This is a genomic window from Streptomyces sp. NBC_01176 (assembly GCF_045039825.1).
Lineage (GTDB): Bacteria > Actinomycetota > Actinomycetes > Streptomycetales > Streptomycetaceae > Streptomyces.
On record NZ_CP108600.1, the window covers coordinates 9,503,783 to 9,530,547 of the forward strand.

Annotated in this window: 23 protein-coding genes and 8 pseudogenes; 11 read left to right on the forward strand and 20 right to left on the reverse strand. The window is 67.7% G+C overall.

Annotated elements, in window-relative coordinates:
- Positions 1 to 331: 331 nt before the first annotated feature.
- Positions 332 to 606: pseudogene (tpg, locus tag OG199_RS41345) on the reverse strand (telomere-protecting terminal protein Tpg); the annotation flags it as partial.
- A gap of 161 nt (positions 607 to 767) precedes the next feature.
- Between tpg and OG199_RS41350 the strand changes: the two are divergent.
- Positions 768 to 1,199, forward strand: coding sequence for a hypothetical protein (locus OG199_RS41350; RefSeq protein ID WP_405834068.1), 432 nt, complete (start codon positions 768 to 770; stop codon positions 1,197 to 1,199).
- A 536-nt stretch (positions 1,200 to 1,735) separates the two neighbouring features.
- Here the strand turns inward: OG199_RS41350 and OG199_RS41355 are convergent.
- Positions 1,736 to 2,146 (reverse strand): annotated as a pseudogene (locus OG199_RS41355) (cytochrome c oxidase assembly protein); the annotation flags it as partial.
- A 131-nt stretch (positions 2,147 to 2,277) separates the two neighbouring features.
- Here OG199_RS41355 and OG199_RS41360 point away from each other — a divergent pair.
- Positions 2,278 to 2,790 (forward strand): SUKH-4 family immunity protein, encoded by a 513-nt coding sequence (locus OG199_RS41360; protein WP_393101401.1) that lies wholly within the window; start codon positions 2,278 to 2,280, stop codon positions 2,788 to 2,790.
- Here the strand turns inward: OG199_RS41360 and istB are convergent.
- The 6 genes and pseudogenes from istB to sigJ form a co-directional block, all read right to left on the reverse strand.
- Complete coding sequence (gene istB / locus OG199_RS41365; protein WP_285530201.1) at positions 2,787 to 3,560, reverse strand: IS21-like element helper ATPase IstB; 774 nt, start codon at positions 3,558 to 3,560, stop codon at positions 2,787 to 2,789. The two genes, OG199_RS41360 and istB, sit on opposite strands and share 4 nt — an antisense overlap.
- Positions 3,560 to 5,155, reverse strand: a complete 1,596-nt coding sequence (istA, locus tag OG199_RS41370; RefSeq protein ID WP_393101037.1) for an IS21 family transposase — start codon at positions 5,153 to 5,155, stop codon at positions 3,560 to 3,562. Before istA ends, istB begins: the two co-directional genes overlap by 1 nt.
- A gap of 198 nt (positions 5,156 to 5,353) precedes the next feature.
- Positions 5,354 to 5,782 (reverse strand): annotated as a pseudogene (locus OG199_RS41375) (cytochrome c oxidase assembly protein); the annotation flags it as partial.
- Positions 5,782 to 6,336 (reverse strand): DUF2243 domain-containing protein, encoded by a 555-nt coding sequence (locus OG199_RS41380; protein WP_405834070.1) that lies wholly within the window; start codon positions 6,334 to 6,336, stop codon positions 5,782 to 5,784. The pseudogene OG199_RS41375 and the gene OG199_RS41380, both read right to left, overlap by 1 nt.
- Positions 6,337 to 6,691: 355 nt before the next feature.
- Positions 6,692 to 7,144 (reverse strand): VOC family protein, encoded by a 453-nt coding sequence (locus OG199_RS41385; RefSeq protein ID WP_356807630.1) that lies wholly within the window; start codon positions 7,142 to 7,144, stop codon positions 6,692 to 6,694.
- Between the two features lie 110 nt (positions 7,145 to 7,254).
- Positions 7,255 to 8,187: an RNA polymerase sigma factor SigJ gene (gene sigJ / locus OG199_RS41390; RefSeq protein WP_405834072.1), complete on the reverse strand. Its 933-nt coding sequence runs from the start codon at positions 8,185 to 8,187 to the stop codon at positions 7,255 to 7,257.
- A gap of 207 nt (positions 8,188 to 8,394) precedes the next feature.
- Between sigJ and OG199_RS41395 the strand changes: the two genes are divergently transcribed.
- Positions 8,395 to 8,973, forward strand: coding sequence for an NADPH-dependent FMN reductase (locus OG199_RS41395; RefSeq protein ID WP_405834074.1), 579 nt, complete (start codon positions 8,395 to 8,397; stop codon positions 8,971 to 8,973).
- A 960-nt stretch (positions 8,974 to 9,933) separates the two neighbouring features.
- On the forward strand, positions 9,934 to 10,122 hold the full coding sequence (locus OG199_RS41400; RefSeq protein ID WP_356807625.1) for a hypothetical protein: 189 nt from the start codon (positions 9,934 to 9,936) through the stop codon (positions 10,120 to 10,122).
- Between the two features lie 281 nt (positions 10,123 to 10,403).
- Here OG199_RS41400 and OG199_RS41405 read toward each other — a convergent pair whose 3' ends face one another.
- The gene (locus tag OG199_RS41405; protein WP_356807623.1) at positions 10,404 to 11,132 is read right to left on the reverse strand and encodes an SDR family oxidoreductase; all 729 of its coding nucleotides are present in this window, start codon (positions 11,130 to 11,132) and stop codon (positions 10,404 to 10,406) included.
- Positions 11,133 to 11,207: 75 nt separating this feature from the next.
- On the opposite strand from OG199_RS41405, the gene OG199_RS41410 reads away from it, so the two are divergent.
- Positions 11,208 to 11,585, forward strand: a complete 378-nt coding sequence (locus tag OG199_RS41410; RefSeq protein WP_405834077.1) for a MerR family transcriptional regulator — start codon at positions 11,208 to 11,210, stop codon at positions 11,583 to 11,585.
- A gap of 247 nt (positions 11,586 to 11,832) precedes the next feature.
- Here OG199_RS41410 and OG199_RS41415 read toward each other — a convergent pair whose 3' ends face one another.
- On the reverse strand, positions 11,833 to 13,002 hold the full coding sequence (locus OG199_RS41415) for an alpha/beta hydrolase family protein (RefSeq protein WP_405834078.1): 1,170 nt from the start codon (positions 13,000 to 13,002) through the stop codon (positions 11,833 to 11,835).
- 94 nt (positions 13,003 to 13,096) lie between these two features.
- On the opposite strand from OG199_RS41415, the gene OG199_RS41420 reads away from it, so the two are divergent.
- Positions 13,097 to 13,717, forward strand: coding sequence for a TetR/AcrR family transcriptional regulator (locus OG199_RS41420; protein ID WP_356807617.1), 621 nt, complete (start codon positions 13,097 to 13,099; stop codon positions 13,715 to 13,717).
- A gap of 128 nt (positions 13,718 to 13,845) precedes the next feature.
- Here OG199_RS41420 and OG199_RS41425 read toward each other — a convergent pair.
- The 5 genes and pseudogenes from OG199_RS41425 to OG199_RS41445 all read right to left on the reverse strand — a co-directional run.
- Positions 13,846 to 14,158 (reverse strand): annotated as a pseudogene (locus OG199_RS41425) (transposase); the annotation flags it as partial.
- Positions 14,159 to 14,172: 14 nt separating this feature from the next.
- Positions 14,173 to 14,629, reverse strand: a pseudogene (locus tag OG199_RS41430) (transposase); the annotation flags it as partial.
- A 543-nt stretch (positions 14,630 to 15,172) separates the two neighbouring features.
- Positions 15,173 to 16,345: a PP2C family protein-serine/threonine phosphatase gene (locus tag OG199_RS41435; RefSeq protein ID WP_405834839.1), complete on the reverse strand. Its 1,173-nt coding sequence runs from the start codon at positions 16,343 to 16,345 to the stop codon at positions 15,173 to 15,175.
- Between the two features lie 147 nt (positions 16,346 to 16,492).
- A complete protein-coding gene (locus tag OG199_RS41440; protein WP_405834081.1) occupies positions 16,493 to 17,317 on the reverse strand; it encodes a hypothetical protein in 825 nt (274 codons plus the stop codon).
- Positions 17,314 to 17,475, reverse strand: coding sequence for a hypothetical protein (locus OG199_RS41445; protein WP_405834083.1), 162 nt, complete (start codon positions 17,473 to 17,475; stop codon positions 17,314 to 17,316). The genes OG199_RS41440 and OG199_RS41445 overlap by 4 nt, the downstream gene beginning before the upstream one ends.
- Before the next feature lie 260 nt (positions 17,476 to 17,735).
- On the opposite strand from OG199_RS41445, the gene OG199_RS41450 reads away from it, so the two are divergent.
- On the forward strand, positions 17,736 to 18,101 hold the full coding sequence (locus OG199_RS41450) for a VOC family protein (protein WP_356809975.1): 366 nt from the start codon (positions 17,736 to 17,738) through the stop codon (positions 18,099 to 18,101).
- Positions 18,102 to 18,810: 709 nt separating this feature from the next.
- A pseudogene (locus OG199_RS41455) lies at positions 18,811 to 19,287 on the forward strand (phosphate signaling complex PhoU family protein); the annotation flags it as partial.
- Positions 19,288 to 21,092: 1,805 nt separating this feature from the next.
- Here the strand turns inward: OG199_RS41455 and OG199_RS41460 are convergent.
- The 3 genes and pseudogenes from OG199_RS41460 to OG199_RS41470 form a co-directional block, all read right to left on the reverse strand.
- Positions 21,093 to 21,470 carry a fic family toxin-antitoxin system, toxin component gene (locus tag OG199_RS41460; protein ID WP_329528613.1) on the reverse strand — a complete coding sequence of 126 codons (378 nt, stop codon included), beginning with the start codon at positions 21,468 to 21,470 and terminating at the stop codon, positions 21,093 to 21,095.
- Complete coding sequence (locus tag OG199_RS41465) at positions 21,470 to 21,709, reverse strand: hypothetical protein (RefSeq protein WP_356809609.1); 240 nt, start codon at positions 21,707 to 21,709, stop codon at positions 21,470 to 21,472. Before OG199_RS41465 ends, OG199_RS41460 begins: the two co-directional genes overlap by 1 nt.
- Positions 21,710 to 22,167: 458 nt before the next feature.
- Positions 22,168 to 22,408: pseudogene (locus tag OG199_RS41470) on the reverse strand (short-chain dehydrogenase); the annotation flags it as partial.
- A gap of 459 nt (positions 22,409 to 22,867) precedes the next feature.
- Here OG199_RS41470 and OG199_RS41475 point away from each other — a divergent pair.
- On the forward strand, positions 22,868 to 23,392 hold the full coding sequence (locus tag OG199_RS41475) for a transposase (RefSeq protein ID WP_405834086.1): 525 nt from the start codon (positions 22,868 to 22,870) through the stop codon (positions 23,390 to 23,392).
- Positions 23,393 to 23,425: 33 nt separating this feature from the next.
- On the opposite strand, the pseudogene OG199_RS41480 reads toward OG199_RS41475, so the two are convergent.
- Positions 23,426 to 23,944: pseudogene (locus OG199_RS41480) on the reverse strand (IS5 family transposase); the annotation flags it as partial.
- A 444-nt stretch (positions 23,945 to 24,388) separates the two neighbouring features.
- On the opposite strand from OG199_RS41480, the gene OG199_RS41485 reads away from it, so the two are divergent.
- Complete coding sequence (locus tag OG199_RS41485; RefSeq protein WP_405834841.1) at positions 24,389 to 24,700, forward strand: WhiB family transcriptional regulator; 312 nt, start codon at positions 24,389 to 24,391, stop codon at positions 24,698 to 24,700.
- Between the two features lie 670 nt (positions 24,701 to 25,370).
- Positions 25,371 to 25,601: a hypothetical protein gene (locus OG199_RS41490; protein ID WP_356809493.1), complete on the forward strand. Its 231-nt coding sequence runs from the start codon at positions 25,371 to 25,373 to the stop codon at positions 25,599 to 25,601.
- Positions 25,602 to 25,908: 307 nt separating this feature from the next.
- Here OG199_RS41490 and OG199_RS41495 read toward each other — a convergent pair whose 3' ends face one another.
- The gene (locus OG199_RS41495; protein ID WP_356809492.1) at positions 25,909 to 26,676 is read right to left on the reverse strand and encodes a hypothetical protein; all 768 of its coding nucleotides are present in this window, start codon (positions 26,674 to 26,676) and stop codon (positions 25,909 to 25,911) included.
- Positions 26,677 to 26,765: the final 89 nt, after the last annotated feature.

Below are 26,765 nucleotides of genomic sequence, written 5' to 3' on the forward strand. Positions count from 1 at the left end.
CTCAACCTCCAGCCGGGCTAGCGCCTCGTCCCGGATCTGGCCGGCACGGACTTCTGCGACTCCAGCGGCCTCAGCGCCCTGATCGTGGCGCGGAACCTTGCCCATGCCGCTTTGGCAGATACTGCAGTCGCTGCCGTCCCTGCTTATACCCTGCGGCTTCTGAGCGTCTTTGGCCTCGACCAGATCTTCCCCGGTCTTCCTGACAGCTAAGCGGCCGCCCAGCCCTGACCGCCAGAGCGCAGCACTCAGATGGAATGGGAAATCGGGCTGGAGGAATCTGCGGTGCAGGGCGCGATCAATTGGCAGCATCGCGCACTGAGCGCCCCACACAGCGCCTATCACCCACCCGCAGCTGCCGTGGGGCCGCGTGTTGCGGGGGCGGGGCGATGTTGAGGTAGCGGATCCGGGCGTCGTCGGTGGTGCCGCGCGCAGCGGTGTAGCCGAAGTGCGCGGGTGTCGACGACGATGCCGTCCGTCGCGGCGGCTTGTACCCGGGCTCGAGCCCGTACCTGCAGCTGCCACCTCCGCATGACCTCGCCCCGAGCGGGCGGCGAGGCCTTTGCGGGGGCTCTTGACCTGGTCCTTCACGTAACGCTCGACCGTTCGCAGGACCTATTCACCGAGCGGGAGCCGGTCGGTAAGTGCATCACGGACCGTATCGCCCTATTCGCGCATCCCGATGCTGCCCTGGCAAGGATCAGACGATCGGCGGCACGGACGCCGCGCTAGAGCCGACTGAGTTGACCAGCCCCACGCCGCCACGACCGATGTTCGGCGAGCACGATGTGAAGGCTGACGAGGACCGCATCGGTTTGTCGCGCTGGGACCGAGAGCCAGCGGTCGTGTCGCTACCCGCCGGACAACCTGAGCAGATCGAACGCGACGAAGTGCGCCGGTCAGTAATCCGCGGCCTCGGCGGCCGCGGCGCCGCGGCGCTGGAGCCGGCCCTGCATGGCCGCGTTCCGCGGCGCACGGGGCGGCCGCGCGAGCGGGTCAGCTCCAGCCGGAAGCCCCACCTGTCGGCAACGGCTGCAATGTGGCGGACCACCAAGGCCCGATGCACCATGGGAGCCGCCTTCGACCAGACCGGACTCCTGCCCCGCCAGGTGTGGGCCGACCGCATTCTGTACGAGGCCGCCAAACCGCTGATCCCGTCCACCTTTTCCGCCTCTTCGGTATCCACCCGCCCATCGCGGTGAAGTACGTCCGCACCGCGCACCCGGACAAGGCACTGCGCCCCGGATCCGCTAACCGGGGGAGAGCGGCCAGCACGTTTGGAGCCGTGTCCTACGACTGCATAGCGGAAGGTCTCTCCCGTCGCGTCTTCGCTGTCCAGCCATTTCAGCTGGGTCCAGGACTCCGGGTCGATACGCTGTTCCGGCGCGGGTAGATCCAGCAGTGCGAGGTACCGGTTGAGACAGTCCGCCAGCTTTCTGATGTTGTGCGTGCGAAGACGCTCATCCAGCTTGGCCGGGGCAGGTCTTCGGGGCCGGTATAGCCTCCCCGGATAGCGCACCGGGCGGCCGTGCGGATCAGCCACTTCAGCGACATGCGCATCCGCCGCCGTTCGATGTTCACCCGCCGGCAGCAAGACCTGTTTGCCTCTGAACCGGTCCGCCACAGCGGTTCTCGTAGCGCATCGGGTGTCTCGGGCACCGAGAGAGGGCCGCGCACGGCTGAGGGCACCGCGAACAGACCTGTCCTGCAAGTCCCCTGTGCCTCGTGCGACGGATGCTCAGTGTGGTGCAGCTGCCATGTCGATCGTCTTGTCTCGAGGCATGCAGGTAGCGGCGGTGTGGCGTCCGGGGCGCCAGGTCGCTACGAGTGCTGCGGCCAGGAGGAGTTCGGCGAAGTCTCCGCCGTAGTACATGATCTCGGCGCCCTGCTGGACCTGGACGACGGGAGCGTGGATGTCGACGAAGAATCCGCCGTACACGGCTTGTGCGATCAGGGCATGTACGGCGATCGCAACGCCCAGATACACCAGGCGGGTCCGTACCCCGGGCCGGGTAGGCGCGGGGTCGGGACCGGCGATGACGTAGGCGAACAGGCATCCGGACGCGAGGAAGTGTGCGTGCAGGAGCCAGTGTCCGGCGGGGTATCTCATGGCGGTGTTGTACAGCGGGGTGAAGTACAGCAGCCCCAGGTGTGAACGTTCGCGTTATTCCCCAGGGGTAAGTTCACGCAATTCCCCAGGCCCTGCCCGGTGGACGATCTACCGGTCTGAGAGGATCGGGCTGGGTAGACGCGCCGGATGGAGGCTGCAGGTTGGCGAGCATGGGGTGGTTTCCGTATGACTCGATTGCTCTCGCAAGCCTGGGTGTGGGCGAGGAAGTGGCGCGTGCCCTGAGCGGGCGCGGGCTGCCAGCCGACTGCAATCGCATGTTCGTGAGGGACTCCGGTCGAGAGCTGTCGGTACGGGATCTTCCCCAAGGCCGGGCCGTGTTCCTAGGCGCGTTCGAGGACGGCGTCAATACCTACTGGCTGCTGATCGACAGCGGTGAAGTCTGGATGGTCCGCGGCTATGAAGGTGACGTGGACCATCAGTACGGGTTGGTCAACTCCTCGGTAGTGGGTCTGCAACGCATCCTGGATGTATGGGAGGGTTTCGTCTTCTCGGGCAGGAACGAAGCCGAAGACGACTACGAGGATTTCGTTGAAGACGTGATCGGGCAGGCCCGTCAGAGTGACCCGGATGTGTTCGAGGACGAAGACTCCTGGTGGTCACGCGTCTTTGAGGAAGTCGAGCTCGGGGCGCTTGGCCCCGAGGAGACGTCGGCCACGTCCTAGCGGACCGGGGGCTTGTCGGGCTTGTCGGTGGGGTTCTTGGGGCGCTTGTTCGGGCGGTAGCTGGGGCCGTTCATGATGACCTGGTGGCTGGTGTTGATCAGTCGGTCCAGGAGCGACTCGGCGACTACCGGGTTCGGGAAGAGGGGATACCAGTCGCTGGGCGCCCTGTTGCTGGTGATGATCAGGGACCGGCCCTGCCGTTCGCTGACCAGTTCGTAGAGGTCGTCGGCCTGGGCCGCTCCGAGCTGGCGCATGGCGAAGTCGTCGAGGATGAGCACGTCGGGCCGTACCAGTTCACGGATCCGCTTGTCCCAGGTGCGGTCCGCGTGGCCGCCGGCGAGGTCCGCGAGGATCCGGCTGGTCTTGGCGAAGCGGACGTGGGCGCCCTGGCGGACGGCGAGGTGGCCGAGGGCCTGGGCGACGTGTGTCTTTCCGACCCCGACCGGCCCGAAGAGGATGACCGACTCGCCCGAATGGAGCCAGCGCAGGGCTCCGAGGTCGCGGATCTGGGCGGCCGGCAGCTTCGAGGAGGCGGTGAAGTCGAACTCCTCCAGGGTGACCTGCTGCTCGAACTTCGCCCGGGTCAGGCGCCGTTGGAAGGCGACGGTCTCGCGGCGGGTGATCTCGTCCTGGCAGAGGACCTGCAGGAAGTCGAGGTGCCCGAGTTCGCCGCCGTGGGCCTGGGCCAGGCGGGCATCGAGGGTTTCCAGCATCCCCGAGAGCCGCAGCGACTTCAGCGACTCACGCAGGGCAGAGTCCATCACGCTCATCAGATGCTTCCCTCAGCTTCGCCGTGGACCTGGTCGTCGTGGAGTTCATCCGCCGTCTCGGACGGGGCGACGGAGGCGAACAGCCGCTTGGGCCCGTGGAGGAAGGCCGCGGCTCCCGCGTCCCCGCTCGATTCGGGCTCCGGATCGGTCTCGGTGCCGGCGATCAGGATGCCCTTGATGGTCCGGTAGGACGGATCTCCGACCGTGATGGCCCTCGCGCAGGCGGCCTCCAGCCTCGCGTCGCCGTACTTCTTCTTCAAGCCGAGGATTCCCTGGGCGGCGCGGAGCCGGTAGAGCGCGTTGACCTCCAGCAGCTGGTCGACCACGGTCCGGCAGGCGTCCCCGACCTCGGATGCCTGGGTCCGGCACCAGATCGGCGTGCGCATCTGGAAGGCGATCTTCTCCGGCGGGTAGTCGGTCCTGTCGGTGCGTTTTCCCTGCTCAAGTGCCACGTGGGTCTTGACCAGGTCGCCGTCGAGGAAGACCTGCACCATCGTGGCGGTCGAGCGGACGTCAACCCGGCGGCCGATCAGTTTCCAGGGCACCGAGTAGAGGGTGCGGCCGACCTTGATGTGGATGTCCGGGCCGACCAGCGCCGTCGACCAGCGGGCCAACACGAACGGAGTGGGCGGCAGCGGCAGCAGGGTCTCGGCTTCGACGGCCTCGAACACCGCCATCGGGGCGGCTCCCTGCAACGGCCGGCACTGCCGCCGGCCGGCCACCTTCTGGCTCCAGGTCACGGCTTCGGCCTGCATGTGGTCGATCGAGGTGAACTCCCGCCCCCGCCAGAACGAGTCCCGGATGTAGGGCATCGGGCGTTCGACCCGCGGCTTGTCCTTGGGCTTGGCGGCGCGGGCCGGATCCACCAAGGCGCCGTAGTGGGTGGCGAGCTCGGCATACGCCTTGTTGATCTTCGGATCGTAGAGATCGGGCTTGTCGACGCCGGTCCGCAGGTTGTCCGGCACCAGCCGGCGCGGGACGCCTCCGAAGTAGCGGAAGGCGGCGACGTGGGCTTCGGTCCAGGCGTGTTGGTGGAGATAGAGGACCGGGCGGACGAACATGTGCCGCGAGCAGGGCAGCACCATCACGAAGGCCCAGATCCGGTGTCGCTTACCGGTCTTCGGATTCGTCCACTGACCCAGGTGGCCGTAGTCGATCTGAGCCTCCGAGCCCGGCTCGACGTCATCGCGCAAGACCGTGACCTGGGACCTTGCCGTCTCGTCGGGGAGCGTGGCGTGCACCCACCGGCGGAACGACGAGATCGACACGTCCAGCTTGTGCTCATCCCGGAGGCGCTGGTGGATCGTGGAGACCGTCACCGTCCCCAGCAGGTTCTTGATGTAGTCACGGTGCTGGTCGATGTCCGGCCAGGTGATCTGCCTCAGCCGCCGGTCGACGAGTTCGGGGAACCAGCTCTTGATCAGCTTGGCCCAGTCGGCCTCCCGCATCGGCGGCCCGCCCGGCGTGATCCCGGACGCCTCCGCCGGCTCCAGGTACTTCCTGATCGTCTTGCGGTCCACCCCCAGCGACGCTGCCAGCTCGCTCTTCGAGCGGCCCGCGTACCAGTGGACATAGATCTCGGTGATGTCGACCACGACGAACGTTCTCCTTGCCATCCGGGCTGACCATCGGCCTTCCGAACCACAGGCCCAGGGCCGCCCACACGCCTCCGCGGTGACCAGGTCCCTCGTTCCTGAACTCCGTCGTACCCATGGCCAATTAGGAGAAGTCGGGATGAGGAATTACATGAAGCTCAAACCACCCGAGATGGGGAAAAACGTGAACGCTCACACCAGGGTCCCGGTGCTGAGCAGTATGGCGGTCCCGGGGTGCGCCAGCGCCCGGGCGGGCGAGCTGTGCAGCAGGGCCGTGACGCGGCGGGCTCGGGTGGGCGGCAGGGCGAGCAGGAGGAGGGTGACCGGCGCGGACAGGACGAGGGCCAGCGGCGCGTACATGCCGATGAGCATGTGCTGGGTCATGTGCCCGCGGAAGTCGGTGTGGGCAGCCGGCCCCAGCGGGGGCAGCAGGGCGACGGCGAGCAGGGCCAGTCCGGTGAGGAACGAGGTGGCGCGCCAGGGGTTCCAACCCCGGGCGGGGTTGCGGCGCCGGGTACGGCGCACGGCAAGGAAGTAGCCGCCGACCGCGGTGAGCAGCACCAGGACGGTCAGGACTACTGCCGGTACGTCGCTGCCGCCGTCGCCGTGGTGGTGGATGCCGTCCATCAGGCGCCGTCCCTGGGCCGCTGGGCGCCGAGGGCGAAGGGCCGGCCGCCGGGCTGGAGGAGGCAGCCGCCGGTCACGAGCAGGGCACCGAAGACGAGGAAGGCGGTGTCCCACCATGCCTGGTGGAGGCCGCCGCGGACGTGGTGAATGCCGAGGACCTGGTGGTCCAGGACGCCCTCGACGAGGTTGAACAGGCCCCAGCCGACGAGGATCCAGCCCCACAGGACGTGGGAGGTCCACATGGCCCGCCGGTTGTGGGTGACCCGGGCGTAGAGGACGGCCATGCCCAGAAGGACGGCGATCCAGCACACGACGTGGAAGATACCGTCCCACAGGGTGTTCATCTCCAGGCCGGAAACCGTGTGGGGGCTGTAGTACTTCACGCCGATGCGGTCGTGGTTGGTGCTGGAGAGCATGTGGTGCCACTGCAGGAGCTGGTGCAGCAGGATGCCGTCGACGAACCCGCCCAGCCCCACCCCGAGGATGATCCCCGGCAGTCGCAGACTGTTCGGTGCGGCTGTAGCCGCCCGGACCGTGCCCGCCGCGGTGGTCATCGTGTTCCCCGTCCCGTTGATGGTGCGCCTCCTGCGCAGAGTTTCCCGCCCGACTTGTCCCAGTCACCTACTCGCAGGACACTTCCGCCGTTTCGCCCACAGCCGCCCCGCAAGAACAGGCGATGCGGATCCCCACACCATGGCGACTCACCGCCCCTCGAACGCGAGCCGGTCCTGCTCCTACACGACGAGTTCGCCCTCCAGCGCGGTAGCGTCCAGCAACTGCACCGCAGGCCGCGATGCCCGGGAAGAGCAGGGCACGGTGGGCCCCGGGCCGGCCTGTCACGGCGGCATTGGGCCCCCAAGCTGGCTCCTGCGGCACCATGCCGGGTACGTTCCGCTGGCGCCACAGCGTTCAGCCTGTGGTGAGATTGGAGAATGCTTCGGTCGTAAGCTTCTGGAGCTCGGCGAGCGGAACGTCGCGGAGGTGTTGCGTGAGGCCCCACCGATGGCCGAAGGGGTCGAGTAGCTGACCTTCTCGCTCGCCCCAGAAGGTGTCGCTCAGGGGGCGAATCACGTTGGCGCCGGCACCGACGGCCCGCTGCCAGGTGTCATCGACATCGTCGACATGCAGGTAGATGGCCCCGTAGGTGCCGCCGAAGTGCTGCGGTCCGAAGGATTTCATCTCAGGGAACTCGTCGGCCAGCATCAATGTGAGCGTTCCGATGCGGACCTGGAGGTGGATCAGTCGGCCGCCGGGTACCACCAGCCTGGTGAGTTCTTCGGCTCCGAACGCCTGTTGATACCAGGTGGATGCCTCGTCCGTGCCGCGGGTGGTCAGGTGCAGGGTGTGGGCGTTGAAAGACATCGGTGCTCCCCTTCTGTGATCTGAGTCCGGCCGTTTGAGCGCGGCGTCACAGCGCGCGGACGGCCTGGCAGATCGACGAGCTTGCAGCGGGAGTTGTCAGGTCGTGCACCTCATCTGCTCCATGACCGCAGCTTGTCCGGGTTGCGAATAGCCCATATACGTCGGATGTGGGACTCGCCGATGTCGAACGCATACACGGTCAGTACCTGACTGCCGTTCACCGCGACGAGGCCCGGTTGGCCGTTGACTGTCCGCTCAAGGATGTCGAGTCGGGGAGCTAGACCCGCCAGGTGTACCAGGAACTCCGCGACCTGAAGGTGGCCTTGGAGCGGCGCCGGTGAGGCCATGGCGCGTCCGCCACCGTCGGCGATGGCGACGACCGAAGGGTCGAGGAGTCGTACGAGGGCATCCACGTCCCCGGTCTGCCAGGCGTGCCGGAACTCACTGATGATGCCGGAGCGCCGACGCGGCCGTGGACCGCCGGTGCGGGCAGCAGCTACTCGGCGGCGAGCCGACGAGGCTAGCTCGCGGCAGGCACCCGGCGTGCGGCCTACGATCTCTGCGACCTCGTTGAACGGCACTCGGAACACATCGTGCAGCATGAAGGCGACACGTTCGGCCGGGGTCATCGAGTCGAGCACGACCAGGAACGCCATCTCGACGGACTCGTCCAACGCGATGTGATCGGCAGGATCTCTTGCCGTCGAGCCGTGGGAGAGAGCGTTCCACTCGGCCCGCGCCGGCAGTGGCTCTGGAATCCACTCACCGACGTACCGCTCTCGGCGCACACGCGCCGAACGAAGCTGGTCCATGCAGATCCGGCTCACAACGGTCGTCAGCCAGGCAGCGGGATTGCCGACAGCGGTCCGGCGTTCGACAGGTTGCGCGAACCACCGGGCGTACGCCTCCTGGACGGCGTCCTCCGCCTCGGTCAGCGAGCCGAGCAGCCGGTAGGCGAGATTGGAGAGGTTGCGCCGCTCCAGGATGAGCGGCTCGTCCTCAGGACGCGCCTGTGGATCTTCGTTTCCGCGTGTGCTGTCCATTCGGTCAGCGCCTTTCGCTCGCCACGTATGAATGCTCCCGCGAGATCCGACGGATCAGCACCCTCCTATGTCAGCGAGCGCCAGCGGCGGCCCGTCTCCTGACGATCGACGCCCCTACCGCGTCGGTGTGGGTGCTGGCGTAGCAACCGGCCACAGCAGCGACCCCGGGCCTGCGGTAGCCCTCAAGATCGTGACAGGAGAACGGCCATGACCAAGATCGGCATTATCATCGGCAGCACGCGTCCCGGGCGGCTCGGCCCGAAGGTCGCCGGGTGGGTTCACGACGTAGCGGCGCAGAGGGCCGACGCCGTGTTCGAGCTCGTCGATCTCGCCGATTTCCGACTTCCTCTCTTCGACCAAGCGGTTGCACCCGCCATGGGCGGAACCGGAGGCCCTGAGGCGCAGGCCTGGGTGCGCACGATCGACACGTTCGACGGATTCGTGTTCGTCACGCCGGAGTACAACCAGCAGCTCCCCGGCGCAATCAAGAACGCCATCGACTTCGTCTACGGCGGATGGGCGAACAAAGCCGCCGGGATCGTCTCCTACGGTGTCGCCGGTGGCTCCGGGGCGGCGGCCCAGTTGCGGCAGATGTGCGGACTGCTCGGGCTCGCCGACGTGCCGACCCAGGTCTCCCTCCACCTCACCTCTGATTTCGAGGGCTTCACGGTCTTCGCTCCCAGCGAGTCCAGGACGCGCTTGCTGGGGGAATTGCTCGACTGTGTCGTTGCCTGGAGCGCGGCACTTGAGCCCGTGCGAAGTGCACGCGCGGCGTCCATCGCCTGAACTGCTTCCCCCGACCGAGACCATAAGGGAGTTTTGCCGCCGGACGACCTGCGGAGACCAATGACGGAGACGGCGGCGCGCCCTACCGGGCTGCCATCTGTCGATGCGCGCACGGTGGGGGCTCGAACCGTGGCGGCGGCGTTGGGCCCCCACCCTTCAGCCACCCTCGCGCAGCTGCGCTCCAGTGTGTCTGTTGCACACCTGAGTTGGGCCACTCCCTCGGCGTGGCCGTGCACGCAGGAAAGCCCGACGTCGTTTAGTGCACCCTGACGACCGAGAGGCCCTTCGGCAGCTCCTGCGCTCGGCCTCCACCCAGCAGTCCCCCGGGTCAGGTTGCGCTACCTCCCCCAGCACGACGGCTGGCACCAACTGACCGCCCAGACCCGTCGGATCCGGCTGGGCGGCCGAAAGGACGACGCCGAAGCAGGCGGTCCGGCCGCGCCGAGGGGAGATCCGCTACCGGACCCGCTCTGCCGCGACCTGGGAAGCAGTCGTGTGCGCCTGATCACGTGTCCATGGCCTTCTACGAGTCGCATGAAGGGACGCCTGCGAACGGTTGAGAGGACAGCGAATGTTGCAGCATGCGTGCGTCATGCCCGGGGCTTCGGGAGAAGTCAGCTAGCCGGAGACCAACACAGGTCCCCCCGTGCACAGGGCACACGCTCGCCCCACGCGCGGATCTTTGGGGCGTTCTGCATGGGTGAAATCCCGCACTCCGGTCTACCGGACGATTGATCGGTTCGTCGTTGGCGAACCAGTCGCCCTGGCGGCGTTGCTCCCGGAAACCGCGACTTTCCATAATCGCTGGCTTCCGCGCGCACGAAACGCGCGTCGCCTACGAATACGACGGCGTGCACGGGACAACCGCCGTATACCGCCATACCCCGCGGCTGACCTGACGCGGTGGCCGGGTGATCGCGCGAGCATGCCGCTCAGCAGGCGGCGAAGAATGGAGTTCCCGTGCGCCTGAACGTCATGATGATCGAGTGCCCGTACTGCCACGTGCAGTTGCCCGCCCGCATCACCACGGTGGCGGACGTCGACCTTGCCCGGGACGACCTGCCGAACGCGGTGCCCGTCACGCAGACCGTAGACTTGCGGCCCGCAAAGACGCATGCCGAGACATGCAGGAACAGGACGATCCGGTAGTGGAGATCGAAACACGTTGTGCCGGGATGCTCACCCCCCCCACGGAGCACGCCCTGCCCGCATGGACCGACCGACGGTGCGCCATTCCTCCCAGGGGGAGCACCGCCAGTCCATGCGTCACCGCGTGATGCAGACGCAGGGGGGCGGTCGGACTAAGGGAGTGAAGCGGTCCCACCCGCGGTGGCGGGCCAGCAGTTCGGTGACCTGGTCCAGCCCAGCGAGGCTGTTGAGGGTGACCCGCCGACGGGATCGTAGCCAGGCCAGGGTGGCCGGAGGGCCCCTCAGGCTGCCGTCAGCGCCGCCAGGGCGCGGTCCATCGCGGCGTTGAACTCTTCCGGCGTCAGTGGCAGACGGGACTTGACGTCCCGGCTCCACTGGTCGGCGAGGACCTCGGCGGAGCCCGCCTGGACACCGTCGAGCGCCGCGTCGGCCAGGTCCGACGGCGCGGTCTTGGCCACGGGCCAGCCTGCGGCCATGTCGGTGTCGGCCAGGCCGAGGTGGACCGCTGTGACGAGCGTGCCCTGCTCGGCGAGCTCCAGGCGGACGCCGTTGGTCATGGCCCAGGCAGCGGCCTTGGTCAGGTGGTAGGCATTGGCGCCCTTGCCCCCGAACCACGACATGGCGGAGAGGACGTTGACGATCGCGCCACCGCCGTTCCTGGCGAGCGCTGGCGCGAACTCCCTGATCATTCCCAGGTGGCCGAACATGTTGGTCTCCAGCTCGTGCCGCACCGCGTCCAGCGAGCCCGTGACCAGGTCGGTCCCCGTACTGATTCCCGCGTTGTTGATGAGCAGCGTGATGTCCGGGGCGGCCTCGGCGGCGGCCCTCACGGATGCGGGATCGGTGATGTCGAGGAGCAGCACCTCGGCCCCGGGCAGGTCCACGGACTCCGGTCGGCGGGCCGTCGCGTAGACCTTGCGGGCGCCCCGTTCGAGCAGGCGCTCAGCGAAGGCGCGGCCCAGGCCGCGGTTGGCTCCGGTGACGAGGGCGACTGAGTTGTTGATGTCCATGTCCGGTAGGCTAAAACCTGACGCTAACGTCAGAGGCAAGTGTTGGTCATCAAGCCCGGGGTGAGAGGAATCCCAATGCCTGTCACAGAGGCTGCGACCGAGCAGCTGATTCGCATCGGCGAGGTGGCGCGGGGTGCGGGAGTCTCGGTGCGCGCCGTGCGCTACTACGAGCAGCAGGGGCTGCTCGTCGCGGAGCGCAGTCCAGCCGGCCAGCGTCTCTACCGGCAGGACGCCATCGTCCTGGTGCGCTTCTTCCAGCAGATGTTCGGCGCGGGCCTGACGAGCCGAAGGATCACGGAACTCCTTCCGTGCTGGGACTCCGGGCACACCGATGCCCATCAACGAGCCATGCTGCGCGCAGAGCGCGACCGCATCCAGGCCAAGATCAACGAACTGGAGGCTGCGCTGGGCCGCCTCGACGAGATCATCGCGATCACGAACACGCACTCGTAAGCGCGCTCAGTCTGACTTCTCACCAGGGGTCCGACCCCGCTTTCCTGGCTGGAGCGACGAGGAGTCGTCGGGGGCGGTCACCGTCGGGTGGCTGACGTGATATCCGCCGACGGGGCAGGTTGGAGCCCGGCGCAGGGGTCTGGCTTTCCAGGGGGCTTCGCCGCTTGCAGCCCTCAGGGACTGCCATCGCCGCACCAGTCTGATGCAGGGGCCGATGGCAGTGCACGGCCAGCCGGGACGTGCCTCGTCAGCGCGCGAGCAGGGTGTCGAGCCAGTCGAAGGTGCGCTGGTGGAAGAGGGAAATGGCCCCTTCGTGGCAGTGTTCGCCTGCGCCTTCGTCCTCGCGGAAGAGGATCAGTTTCTTCTGGCAGGTCATTTCGTCGACCAGGCGCTGTGGCTGGCCCTTGAAGAACTGGTCATTCTCGGCGTCGAGGACGAGGGTCGGGCAGGTGATCCGGTCGGCGATGCCGGCCATGGTGTAACCCTCGGTGGCCTTGACCATCTCCTCGAGGCCGGAGAGGCCCAGGGTCCACTGGCCATTGCGCACCACCCAGCGCACCTGGGTGTCCTGCGCCATCATCTCTTCGATGCCGCCGGGCGTCGCAGTGGCGCGGTTGGCCAGCCCTGCGACGACTTCGTGGAAGTCGTAGACACCGTCGTGCAGCACGCACGCCACGATGCGGTGTTCGAAGGCGGCCGCTCTGGAGGCCAGGTACCCCCCGAGACTCGTGCCGATCAGAATGAGCTTATCGGCGTCCAGTTCGGGCACGGTGAGCGCGAAGTCGACGGCGGGGGTGACCACGGCTTCCCAGTCGGGCCGGAAGTGCAGGCCTTGGTCCCGGACATTGCTGCCCTGGCCGGGCCCGTCGAAGGTAAGGACGTTGTACCCCCTCCGCAGGGCGCCTGCGGCCAGCGCCAGGTAGTTCTCCTCCAGGGTGGAGTCGTACCCGCCGTGGTAGATCACGCTCGGACGCGAGGCACCTGAGTCGTCGACGAAGAACAGGTAGCCGGGCAGCGTGGTGTCCTCGTACGGAATGCGCACGGCGCGGGCAGGGGTGTCGAGCAGGGTGGCCGCATCGGCGAAGGCCTGCTGCGAGGCCTTGGCCAGCCGCGCGGACTCGGCGTCGGCGGCAGGCTTCTCGCGGCGGTAGAAGTCGGCACACCGGTAGTAGTTGGATGCCCGCAGCAGCGCCTCGCACGCGCTGATCTTGTGACCTGCGGCCAGCGCGTCCCGGCCGATGCGCTCGACGCGCGACGCGGTCACGCCCCATCTGGCCGACCAGGCTTCCTCGTCGCCCTCGGGGATCTCCCGGCAGGTGACCAGGACCTCACCCAGGTCGGCGCCGCCGTAGGCGGCGTAGCCCGCAGCCCGCAGTGCCTCAAAGGAGAAGGACTCGTCGTCATAGAGGAACTTCATCACTGGCTCCCTTCGATTACCAGAACGGAACGAGCCCGTTCCGTTCCAACATAACATGCGGAACGGAACCGTTCCGTTCGATATGCTCGGAGGCATGACAGGGCAGCAGAAGAAGGGCCGGGCGGCGACTGGCGGGGCGGTCCTGCGGGAGCGGGTGACCGAGGCGATCACGGAGGCGGCCTTCGCCGAACTCGCGGAGACCGGTTACGCACGGTTGTCGATGGAGGCGGTGGCCCGGCGCGCCGGAGTGGGCAAGGCCGCGCTCTACCGGCGCTGGCCTTCCAAGCCGGCGATGATCATGGATCTGGTACGCGACAAAGTCGCCGACTCACTTCCCTGCATACCGGCCACCGGTGACCTGCGCACCGATCTGCGTGAACTCCTCGCTGCCTACCGCAGCCAGCTGGCCAACCCACTGCTCGCCCTGATCGGGGCCGAACTGCTTGCGGAGTCCCGCCGGGACAACACCCTCGCGCAGATGCTGCACACGGAAGTGGCCGCGCCACGGCGGCTCGCGGCACTCGCGATCCTGCAGAGCGCGATCGATCAGGGCGAACTACCCCCCACGCTGGACGTGGAACTCGCCACCGATCTCCTTATCGCGCCGCTCGCCTTCCGCATGGTGATCCTGGACGAGCACGGTGACAACGACTACCTGGAGACACTGACCACCGCCACACTCGCGGCACTGAAGGCGGCCGTCCGACAGCCCTGATCACCAGGACGGTCGGCGACGGGCTCGCAAGCGGCTTTTACGGGCGGAATTGATCGTCACCGGTCTCATGACCGCCCGCAGCGCAGTACGGGCAACCGCCCGGGACACCAATGCCACCTGGCCGGACGGCCATGGCGCGCACGGTGGCGTAGGCGACCAACAAGGAGCCATGGAGGTGTCAGCAGGCCGGCGTCGTCCAGGCGGTGCAGGATCTCCTCGCGCAACCGGCCCCACACACCTGCCCGCGAGCAGATCAGGAACCGGCGATGCGCGCGGTCGACTTCGATATTCCCAAGCCCGGCGGTAGAGCCCGCCAGGCGCATCCGCTGACCAGCACGTAGATGATCGCCGCAAACAGCGTCTCATCAGGCGGTCCTGCGTTCCGCCGCCCTGCGGCCGCACCTTCGACGGTGGGATCAGCGGTTCCGCGATCTCCCACAGCCCGTCCGGAACAGTCGGTTGCCGCCTCTGGGTGCGTGTCGCCCTGGATCTAGGTCCCCGAGGGCTTCGTGGTCGGGGCGAGGCCGGCGTAGGAGGCGAGTGGGCGGCGGTGGGGAAGCTGGTGCCGTCGCCGACGGTGACCAGCAGTGCGGCGGCGGTCCTGACGCCGACGCCGGGCGGCGACGTCAGGACCTGGGAAAGAGGGTGGTTCTCCAGTGGGGCCGTGATCTGGGCTTCTGCGGCCCGCCTTTGTTCGGGAACGGCGCCGAGCGAGCGGGCCGGTGACGGGATCACTACGTCCAGTGTGCCGGTGCCCGGGACCACGACGGTCTGCTCGTCGAGGGCCTCGAAGACGTCGTCGATCAGCCGCGCCATGCGCGGGGCCTTGGGCCGGATCACCTCAACCAGCCTGCGGCGTCCGGCTTTTCGCAGCGCGGCCAGGGATCCGTGGCGTTCCAGCAGCCAGGCCAGCTTGCAGATAGTCGAGTTGACAGGACTTCAGGGACCTCGAGTCGGTATCGCCGTGCCGGTCACGGCAACCACGCCCGGCGACGCTCAGGGACTGCGCACTGCCGTACCCCGACCACAGGCCCGACCATGGCAGGTCACAGCGTTGCGCAGCCCATGCGCACCGGCCTGCGCAATCAGTCCGGTGGGACTGCGCAACGGCCGGATGAAGGCAGTGCGCCCACCCGGTGTGAGCCGTGGTGAGGCCACACCAGAGCCCACACCACACGCCGGACGACCCTGCCTTCGTTCGGCGGCGGGACGCAGTGCACCGCCAGGTGGAAGAGATCCAGGGTGACCTGGACGCTGCCCGAGCCGATGCTCACCACGCCCGACCTACGGCCGGGATGGGCGGGCGAGCCGAAATGGGACGGTTCTCCAGACACCTCGTAATGTCTCATTCGGGTCCGTCTGCAGCGGGGGAAGGGCGGCAAGTCGGGCTTCCAGGAAGAGGCGCGACGCGTGCCACTCAGCGGCAGCCCGGCACTGCCCGGGAGAGCACTGTGGTCACGGCTGCTGCTTTGCGCGGCCGGCTGAGGCTTGTTGGGCGTCCGCACCGGAGCTGACGTGTCGTTGGGTCTCCTGGGGGCCGTGCCAGTCCAGGCACATCACGGTGGCATCGTCCTCGAGCCTGCCGCCGGCAGCGTCACGGACCGCGGACGTCAGCATCAACGCGGTTTCCCGCGGGTGCAGGCCCCGGGTGCGCGCCAGCAGGGCGGGCAGGTCGACCCTCTCCCCGTGCCGTTCGACCATGCCGTCGGTGAACATGAGCAGACGGTCACCACGGCGCAGATCCAGGTCCTGAACCCGGTAGGGAAGGGTCGCGAACTCGGACAGCCCGAAGGGATGGTCTACCTCGCAGGTAATGACCTCAACAGCGCCCTCACGCATCCGCAGCGGCCAGGGGTGGCCCGCGTTGACGAGCTGGGCCCGCCCGCTGCGGAGATTGATGCGCACCAGCTGCCCCGTGGCGTGCCCTTGACCGTGCTCGATCAGTGCCTGGTCGGCGCGGTGGGCCTGTTCGGCCAGGTCCGCTCCGGCGCGGCGGGCGCCGCGCAGGGCACTCACCAGGACCGTGGCGGCCAGGGCGGCGTCGATGTCGTGGCCCATGGGGTCGGTCACCGACACGTGCAGCGTGTCCCGGTCCAGGGTGTAGTCGAAGGTGTCGCCGCTGAGGTCCTCGGAGGGCTCCAGGCTCCCGCACAATGTGAACTGCGCGGCCTCGCACGACAGCGACAGGGGGAGCAGCTGGTACTGGATCTCCGCTGCCAGGGTGGGCGGTCTGGAGCGCTTGCCCCAGGTGTAGAAGTCGGTGAAGCGCTCGTTGGCGATCACGATGTAGGCCAGGACATGGGCGGCTTCCCCGACCTCATCAAGGATGTCCTCGCCGGGATCGTCCGGCAGAAGCAGTTCCAGCAGCCCGATGGCGTCTCCGCGGTTGGTGACCGGCACGATCACCCGCTGCCCCTGACCGGTCGCCTCCTGATACAGCCGCTGGGTGCGGATCACCTCCTCGTAGACGCTGCCGAACAAAGGGATCCGCTCCACCTCCTGCCCATCTGCCGGGGCGGTCGACAGCCGCGCCACCGCCTTCCCCGTCAGGTCCACGATGAGGAAAGAGACCTTCGTAGCCTCGAAACGCCGCCGCAGATCCTCCGCGATCACATCCACCGCATCCACCGGCGCCGCCGTCTCCGCTGCCGTCAGCAACCGGGGAAGCCCGCTCTGCCCACCACTCACGACCGCAGTCCCTTCCACTGCCCTGCCCACCAGCAAGAAAATCACCACGGCGAGCGTCAACCCATGAAAAGTAACAATAAGTGCAGATCATGGCGTTATGTGTTCACGGAAGTGAGTTTGCTTCCCGGCGTCCACCCGCGGACGCGGCCGTAGCGCAGTGGCTGTCACCCGGAACCGGTTCGGAAGCGCGACGCCCAGGACCAGCAGCCGGCGGGACGGGGCGGCCTGCCAGATCCGGCGCCCGTACACCAGTCCGCTGGCGACCTCGCCGGCCGAGCACAGCGTCAGCAGCGCTCCGGTCGTTCCGGCACCCCAGCGCGGCACCGCGGCGATCTCCTCGTTGGCCAGGGCGCAGGCCGAGCCCAGAACCAGCAGCAGACCGAGGAAGCCGGTCCTGCGAAACGGGCGTTGTCCCGTTGCCCCGTTAGTCTGGTCGGGGTCGGTGGCTGACTGCAGTCGGGAGTGCGGTCGGGAGGACGTGCGGCGCAGCGTTCGCGCCAGCGCGCGGAAACCGATGAGCACCAGGCCCGCGCATACGGCGAGTGACATCGGGGCGGACCAGACGCCGATCAGCACCGCGCCCAGGGTGGGTCCGACCGTGAAGACAGTGGACTCAGAGACGGTGTCCAGGCTGAGCGCGCACTGCTGCTGCTGCGGGTCGGCGGCAAGGTCGCTCCAGAGGGATCGCATCAGCGGTCCGACCGGAGGCGGGAACAGACCGGCCACCGCGGCAAGCGCGAAGACGAGCCAGGGTGCGGTGCCGAGTTCGCCGGTCAGGGCGATGACCGCGAGCATCCCGGCGTAGCCGACTGCCAGCAGCATCAGCGCCCGGGGCCGGCGCTCGACCAGCCAGGCCCGGGCCGGTCCGAGCACCCGCGTCTGCAGGCTGCACAGCAAGACTGTGGTCCTCACGAGCAGAAGGAACGCGCCCACGCCCAGGACGAGCCCGGCACCCAGGCCCCGCCACGGATCCAGCAGGAACCCGGCGCGGCCCCCATCACTGTCACGCACACGCCCATCAGCCCGCCCGCGGCGTACAGGAGCGAGCCGGGTGGGAAGGGAACCTTCATGACCAGGTTATCCCCGTCCGGCCGTGACGCGATGACCCATGCCTGCGTTGGAACAGCAGCGCCAGATTCGTCCCTACCGAGCGGCGCGCGAGCCGGGTTCGGGCTCCGGGGCCGGGGCCTGGGGACCGGCTCGCTAGTGCCGCATCAGGCGACGTTCGCCGTGTTGACGAGCCCTGTTCGGTCGAGCTTCGTGGCCATCGATGAGTTTCCCCGCCTGCATCCGTCTTATTTGGTGAACATCAAGGAAGCGGAGGCAGGGGATGGGCAAGACCACCCGCATCACACAGGTGGCCACGGTCGGGATTCGCGTCACCGACCAGCAGAAGGCTATTGAGTTCTACGTCGGAGAACTCGGCTTCGAAGTACGCCGGGACGTACCCTTCGGCGACGGGCGCTGGATCGAGGTGGCACCGCCTGGGGCGACGACGACTGTCGCGCTCGTTCCCGAGGGGGTCCCGTCCGGCATCCGTCTTACGACCCGGGACGCCGACGCCGACCATGCGGAGCTGCGCGCACACGGCGTCGATGCGGACGCAGAGGTCGTGCGGATGGGGCCCGCAGTGCCGCCCATGTTCGCTGTGCGTGACCCGGACGGAAACAACCTCATTCTCATCGAAAGCTCCTGAACAGGCGGAATCCTTGATGAACAAGCAGTTCACCGCAACCCTGTAGAAGCCGGCCTGTTCCAAGCCCTCTTCGGCCGCCGCCAGGACAAACACCCCCGCGACGAGCCCCCGGCATGGCTGTGACGGGCCACCCCGGCTGCCGTGCCCCACTGGCGAGGGCAGCGGAGCAGGGCCCGCAGACCCTCGTGGCTGATGTCGTCGAACAGCTTGGGCGGCGCGGCACCCGAGGGGACCGTCGACGTCGCGCTCTGCACAACGGCGTCCACCGACGCAGTGGCGGCCACGCACCCAGAGGCCGAACCTGGGCGCAGCTGCGCGCGGTGGAGAGTTCTCCGCTCTGCAGTTCGCAGCCGAGCACAGGCGGCCTGAAAAGCCGTTCCCCCACCCCGGTCGGAAGGCACCAGCACGGCCAACAGCCTGAGCAACAGCTGCCGCAACACCTGACTTCGGCAGCTTGGAACGGCGGACCGTCAGAAGGTCCCGGTCCAGGTCGAGGCCCTCGACCAGCAGCCGGGTCACCTCCAGCGGGCGCAGGGAGTGGACGGCGACCAGGGCCAGGTGTGGTGATGCCTTCGGTCCTCCACTGGGCAAGTACCGGCTGCAGGTAGCGGAGGTGGCGCAGATGGTGCGGTAGCCGAGGGGCTCGCGGTGGGCGCCGTATTGCACGCTCGGCGAGGGCTTCTCGCGGACCTAGCGGTCAGCGGGCGGGATCCTCGCGAGACAGCAGCCCGTCGCCACAGACCTGCGCACCGTGGTCACCTCGCTGCGCATGAGCGCGGACCTGGAACGCAGCGGCGACCTCGCCGAGCCCGTGGCGAAACTGGCCCGGATGCGCTTCCCCGAGAAGGCCGTGCCCCGGGACCTGCGCCGCACCATCCTGGAGATGGGCCAGCTCGCCCAGCGCCTGATGGCACAGGCCGCCGAAGTCATCATCACCCAGGACATCGAAGCAGCCCTTCAGTTGGAGAAGGACGACGACCGCATGGACGAACTGCACCGCATGGTCTTCCAACACCTGATGGACGAACAGTGGCACCACGGAGTCGAAACAGCCGTCGACGTCACCCTGGTCGGACGCTACTAACGATTCGCCGACCACGCCGTATCCGTCGCCCGACGCGTCATCTACCTCGTCACCGGCGAACACTCCGACGAGACGACCACGGAGCAGCCCACCACCGTGTAACCCGACGGCCGACGCAACGATGACCGAGCCAGGCCGCTTCCCCCCGCGGGGCGGACCTGACAGCGGAAGCAGCGTCGACATCGCCGAGGCCACACGAAGCCCGGTTCCTCCTCCCGCGTACCTGCCGCAACGCGGTTTTCGCACTTGGCTGTTGCTGCGGATATGGTGCTGCCGCTGCACAGCGCGGCAGGTCGTGTACGGCGGTATGCGGCCTGCCGCTTTGGTCCTCGAGTCTTGTCCCGTCGGACCTCGGGGACCAGGGCGCCCGCGCAGGAAGCTCAGGACCCAGCAGATCCCCCAGGCCCGGGGACGTTAAGCGGGGCGTACCTCGACGGCCCGTACGGCGGCATCCGCACGCTCGATCGCGCAGATGACCATCTGTCCTTCCGCGATCACGTCCACGAACCTCACGGCCTGCGCCCTGAACGGAACGTGTTCTTCACCTCCGCAGGGAGCGATGAGCCCCTGCCCCTGCGCGGGATCGAATGAAATCACCTTGCCAGCCCGCAGAACGCTCCGCACACCGCCACCTCTCCTCCGACGCCACCGACCACTGCCCCCAGCCCCTCGCGTACCGGAAGGTAGGGCAACCCGGCATCCTCCGAACAGAGCACACAACATGCGCCCCCGCGCACAGCACGGCAGCCGGGCTTGGTCAGGCCCACCTCAGGCAAGCGTTCCAGCTCCTCGATACACCTCGCCTCCCGGCATGCACCACCTCCCCTGTCCGTGAGCAGGCCCGTCACGAGCAGAGACCATGAAGGCCCCGCGGCGCGGGGTGGGCGCGGGGAGGAGCGCAGGAATGCCGTGCGCGGCCGCACGAGGGGGCGGCGGCCGCGCACGTGAAGGGAGCCCCTGGTGACTGTGCAGTGCGTGGCAGGGCTCCCGCCAGCATCGTGGCACCCGTCAGGAGACCGCGCCGTGTCGGGCAGGGCCGGCCGGATGGCGGATGGCTTCAGGAGCTCTGGTCGTCATGAGCGGACGACGACGGGCTGCGCACGGCCAGAATGATTATGTGGTCTGGGGGTGGGCGAGGGCTTCGAACATCACATCTCCAGCAAGGGGCGCCGTGCACAGTCGCTGGCGGGGGGCGAAACGACTGCGCACAGCAGAAGGCGCCCTCGGGTGGGTGGGGAGCCTGGATCATCGTTGTACAGGCCAGGGGGCCGCCGTGCGGGGCGGACTGCTCAACAGACGAACCCTGGGTGTGGCGGGACAACGCGATCGCCGCGCCCTCACCCCACTCGCTGCCGGGATCGGGCCGTTGCGCATTGCAGAGCGGAGGCCAGGCGGCGGGGCGTGTCAGCGCACGGTGAGAGAGGCGGCGCGCCCGTGGCGGTTCATGTAACTGAACAGTTGAGCAATGTGGCTGGGGTGAAGCTTGATGCAGCCGTTGGACTTGTAGTCCTGCACGCCTTCCCAGCGCTGTGGACTGTCGACGCCGTTGCGGGGGCCCTGCTTCTACTGTGTAGAGCTGGCAGACCTCAACGGCAGCGATTCCGTGGCCGCAGCAGTCGCAGCAGCAGTCAGCCTACGGACCACTGCCCAACAGGACCCTCTGAATGAACTCGTCACAGCGCTGCACGGACGCCCTGGACACTGGAATCCTGCGCGAGCGCCGGGTGAGCCAAAAGAATTCCGCTGAGCCGTAGACGGTAGGCCACGGCAGAGCCAACGTTGCGACGATGCCTGGCCCTGCAGGGCCTACCACGATTGGCACCTGCCCGCGGGTAGGACGGCAGGTCGTCGACGCCTTCGGCTGACCACTACCGCGCCCCTGAGATGCTGGGCGGTGTCTGCGGGCTTCAGGTGTTGGTGGGCCAGGTCCGGAGCAGAGCGGCGATTTTCCCCGCCGTGCAGCCGGGATCGAGGAGCAGGTCCTTGAGGGCGACGGCGTCCTCGCGGGCAGGCTTGACGGAAACCCCGGCCGCCTCCAGGTACATGACGCCCGAAGCAGCTGCGACGGCCATGTTGGAGCGTTCCAGCCAGCGGCACCGGCCCAGTGTGTGCACCAGGGCGGCGGCCTTGGCGTAAGGGCCGTCATAGATGGCCTGCTCGAACAGTTCAGCCCGGTGGCGAGCGACTGCCGACACGGGGACGCCATAGTCGTCAGGAGCCGGATCATCAGCCCCGGCCGCTTCTGCGACCTGCAGGATCCAGGGAACGTCAATGTGCAAGTTCATCAGGCTGCGTGCGCTCCCCGGGACGCCTGCTGGGCCTCTTCGGCCGTGTCGAAAACAGCCTGATGATCGGCCAGGAAACGGGCGGCCGCGTCCACCGCACGGGCCCGCAGGCCGCTGGCATCGTCCTCGACCAGCCTGGCCAGGTAGTCCCCGATACTCAGTCCCAGATCGGCCGCACGCTTCTTCGCAAGCTCCGCAACGTCCTCATTTACCCGCGCACCCAGCTGTGTTTTCGCCATATCCACATGGTAACAGCTGTTACCGCCACGGGGAGGCTGGGAGTAAAGGTTTCCCTCTCCTGCTGATGACGCCGCACCACACCCCAGAAAGCCGCTGAACCTTTGATGGGATCTACGGTGGTTTTCTCCAGATGGCGATGCCCTTGCGATCGCGGCGGCAAGGGCCGCGAAAACCCACGACGGTATGACAGACAGGCCGGACGATGCCGGCTGCGGCAGGTGCCTGGATGACGGTGAGATCGAGCTGCTGCGAACCCCTGGGATCGCATTCCGGTCAGACCGTGCGCGTCGGGTCGCACAGTAGGAACCCTTTCACTGCGAAGACCAGCCCACGATCATCCGGCGGGTCCTGCCGCAGTTCGTCCTGGTAGGGACCGTACCTGTAGACCAACAGAGGTACGGCGACCTAACTAGCCGGCACGGCAGGAGCCAGGACCAGGCGATCTCGCCATAACGGGAGACGAACCGTACAGCGGCGCAACGACGTGCGACTCGGGCCGGCCGGGATCGTAGGTGAGAGTGAGGGAACCCATGCCGCTGCTGACGTTGACGATCACAGGAAACGTCCGAGCGGCGCAGCAGCGGCAAGAACGCGGTGAGGGTGCGGACGACTCCGATGACGTGGACATCGAGAACGGCGTGGGCGTCGGCGGCGGTGAGAGCCCTGGGGCCGCCGGGGGGACCATGGACACCGGCGTTGATGAACCTCGCCGACTGCGACCGAGCGTCATGTTTACCGACGAGACCCACAGCTCCCAACCACCGCCCCGGTCGCTGCGCTTTCAGTCGCTGGCCTCTGAACCTCCGCGACTCAAGCGACTGAAGCGACCGAAGGAAGAAACATCTGCGGCCTGACCGAGACCTCGACGTCCAGGCTCGACTCAGTCGCTGCCTACTGGCCCCGCGCGGCTTCCTCAAGCTGCAAGCGGCATCGGGTACCGGGGCAGCTACTTCCTCACTGATCAGGCAGGTTCGTAGGCTCGAGCGATCCTGGCGATCGCGCCCACACAGGCCAAAGCCGCCAAGCTCGCCCGCAGCAAGCTCAAAGCCGCCGTCAAACGGGCCGGCCGCCAGCGCCGGATCGAGGCCGAGACCGACCGCCTGCTCGAGGTATTCCGCCGGACCTGGCTTCGTCAGCCGGCTTTGGTGGAAACGGCGATGGGACACCAAACACTTGCCTTGCTCGCCCAGCTCGAAGCCGCCTGCAAGGCCTGCGACGAGCTGGCGAGCGCCACCGAGGAGCTCTTCCTGCAGCACCCCGACGCGGAGATCATCACGAGCTTCCCGGGTCTCGCCGCGCTGACCGGCGCCCGGCTCCTCGCCGAAATTGGCGACGACCGCACCCGGTTCGACACAGCCCGCGATCTGAAGGCTTACGCCGGAAGTGCTCCCGTGACGCGCGAGTCCGGCAAAAGCCGCCGCGTCAGCCACCGCCGGATCAAGAACAGCCGCCTGGCCGCAACCGGCCGGCACTGGGCTTTCGCCGCACTCACTGCCTCAATCGGCGCCCACGACCACTACAACCGCCGAAGGAAGACCGGCGATCGCTACTACGCGGCTCTCCGAAACCTTTTCAACCGCATGCTCGGCCAGCTCCACCACTGCCTGACCACCCGCCAGAGGTTCAACGAGGCGATCGCATTCGCCCCACCGAAACCATCGCCACTCACCGCAGCTGCTTGACCCGATAGCTGCATGGGGTGTCTTGTCGGCGATGACCTGGTCGGGTTTGGAGCGGGGCCGGCCAAGGCCGGTCCGCGGGACGCGGATGCGTTCCAGGAGGGGACGCGCGCAGATGCTGTCGTGGCGTTGGCCGGGTGTCAGCAGGATCGCGAGCGGGCGGCCCTTGCCGTCGCAGGCGAGATGGATTTTGGTGGTCAGGCCTCCTCGCGATCGGCCGAGGGCGTGATCGTCCGGTTCGTCCGGTGGGCGGTTCCCTTTTCGGCCGGTGGCGGCGGCGTGCTGGTGGGCGCGGACGATGGTGGAGTCGATCTGGACGAGCCAGTCGATGTCGCCAGCCGCGTCCGCGTGTGCCTGGATCTGCTGGAGGGCCCAGGTGAACACGCCGTCCAGCGCATAGCGGCGGAAGCGGGTGTAGACCGTCTTCCATGGCCCGTAGCGATCCGGCAGGTCACGCCAGGAGACCCCGGTCCGGATCTTGTAGACCATCCCGTTGATGACCTGCCGATCCTCCACACGCGGACGGCCCGTCGCGGCCCGCGGTATCAACGGAGCGAGTAACTCCCACTACTGATCAGTGAGTTCATGGCGACGTATCACCCCACCATGATCCACCATTCGATGATCTTTGAAGACGGACCCTAGGACAGCGTGATGTTCCGAGCTTGCTGCCTCCGGGCTCCGCTGGGCGTTTGGCAGCCCGTGCCGGTCTGCTTAATGCAGCGGCACCCGGTGTCGACGCGGTCAGCGCCGGTCTCAGGTCCGGACGGGCATACACGCACAATCGGGCCGGGGAACTCACAGAACGTTCCCTGGACACGGGCCGGGGGATTTGCCTAGCGCTGCCGTTCGCAGGGGACAAGCGCCGTTCACTCGAATGGGTGGTTACGTGCACCCGAAGGCTCGGACAGTACCCGGCCCTCGTAGTGTCATATGCCTGTTGCTCAGGCGAGGGGAAAACTCGCAGGAGTAGACCAGGGGAGAGGACGGCATCGCATGATGACGGGCACCGACTGGGGTAGACAAGCACTGTGCCGGACGGCTGACCCTGACGACCTGTTCGTCCCGGGCGCTACACAAAACCGCGCCAAAGCACTATGTAACGGCTGCGTGGTACGCACTGAGTGCCTCTCCTACGCCCTGGACCAGCACATCGAGTACGGCGTTTGGGGAGGCATGACGGAGCGTGAGCGCCGGGCCTTGCTGCGGCGCCGGCCAACGGTCGTCTCCTGGCGACGGCTTCTGGAAACGGCCCGCTTCGAGCATGAGCAAAGACAAAGCACCGCTGCCGCCCTTTCCAGGACGAGTTGAGGTGCGCTTTACGCATGCTGCCCGAACGCCGGTCTTGGCTGACCGTGGCCTACGGGGCCTGGCCCGCTGGCACGGCCGAACATCTGTCACCTTGATCCGGTAGACGTGTTCTTCCACCCCGCTCGAGTAACAACGAGCGGATCAGTGTCGCCAGCCTGCCGATCGGGCCCGTCCCCCGGTATTGGACGGACCACTTCACGCACCGTGCCGCACTCACCCGCAGGAGCACCTCCTTCGATGTAGTAATCCGCCCCGCATCGATCCGAACAGGCGGACTCCGCAGCGGAAGACGTGCCAGAGCGCGCAGACCGCGGTCCGTGTCTTTCGGGTGCGGCTGTCGTTGAGGAGTCATCGTGTGCTGCACCGCCCCACGGGAAGGCGCGCGGTTTCTGAGGGCCCGATCCCCGCCCGGTCTCGGGCCCTCTGCCGTGCGCGGGTACGACTGAGGGTTTGGCCCGGGCGGACCAGGCTTCGGTGCCGAGAGCCTGGGAGGAAGATCATGGTGAAGGCGACGAGCTGGATCACGCGCGCATGCAGCGCCAGACAAGACGGCGGCGCACACGGGAAGCGATACAAGCGCGATGACGCGTGTGAGCACGGAGGGGCGGCCGCTAGGGTCCGTACTGCGCGGACGACGTCGCGCTCAGCTCCGGGATGTGCGCCACGCCGGGTGGCGCGGCAGGAGCCGGCCCCCGCTGCCACGCGCGCGGGTACAAGCTCGAATCTGCGCACCCACCACGAGGGTGCCTGCCTCACCCGGTGGATCAAGACCACCCAGCACAAGGGCCAGCCGCGGGGCAACGACTCCCGCTGGTACGGGAACCTCGCCGGCATCTCGCTCGATTACGTCTACGAAACCCCCAGGCGCGGCGGCGTCCACTGGGACATCACCTTCGTCTGAGACATCGCGCGAACGGATCCCGGGGAGACGGCAAGCTTTTGAGTATCCGAGCGAGGGCCGGCGCGACGATGTGTCGCCCGGCCCTCGCCCTGCCCGACCGGCTCCGAAAGCGGCTGTGTTCGGGGTCTCACTGAGCTCGCTGGAGGTCAAGCCGCTCGCCAACTTCTGCTACGGAATTTAGGGGCGCGCCCCATTCCCGATCTCGTGGCGCAGTGTGGCTGCTTCCGCCAGGTGGCCAGCCGGGAAACGGCCCCATCGGCCCGTAGCAGATCTATTCCCTGCGGGCCCGCCTGGCGGAGCTCGGCTGTCAGCGCATGTCGACGTAGTCGCCCGCGGCGTTGACCGCCGGTGTGGTGGACGTGCCCGCGAAGGACCAGCGCCAGTAGCCGTCGGCCGCCGCCGTGACCTTCGTCGACAGGTTGCCGGTCGAGTTGGTGTTGACCGTCTTGACGGTCTTGTAGGTCGTGGTGCCCGCCTTGCGGAACTGCAGCTTCACAGGCTGATGGGTGTAGCCGGCGTAGACGCGCTTGTCCCAGTTGGCGCGGGCCAGCTTGCCCGTGACCGTGATCGGCTTGCCCTTGGCGACTGGCTCCGGCGCGGCGTTGACGTTGAGTGTGGAGCGCCGCAGGACCGAGTGCTTGGTGGCACCGCCGTTGTTGTAGAAGTCGCCGTCCTTGGACTGCAGTTGGACGGTCACGTCCCACTTGCCCGCGAGGGCGTTGCGGGGCACGCCCCAGCCCGGGTCGAGCTTGACGGTGAGTGTGCAGGTGGAGGTGGTGGCGTTGACCGCGGTGCACTTCGGGGTGCCGTGGTAGGACCAGTAGTCGTTGCCGACCTCCCGGTCGATGCCGAGGAATGCGAGGTCTTTGCTGATCCCCGAGTCGTCCGAGGCGGTCACTGAGATGGTGAACGACTCGGTCTGGGAGGTGCCGAGGATGATGGGCTTGCCACCGTTCACGGACAGCTTCTGGATGATGACGCCGGTCTCTGTCGCGTGAGCGACCGGAGCGGTGACGGCGGTGGCGGCAAGCGCCAGGGCGCCGGTGAAGGCGGCACCTATAGATCTTATGAGCATGGATCCCCAATTGGTTCGGGCCTGCCGCAGCCGTGTATCCCCCCGGCCGCAGGGATGGCAGGTGCGCTGAGGATATGCCACCTGCCTGC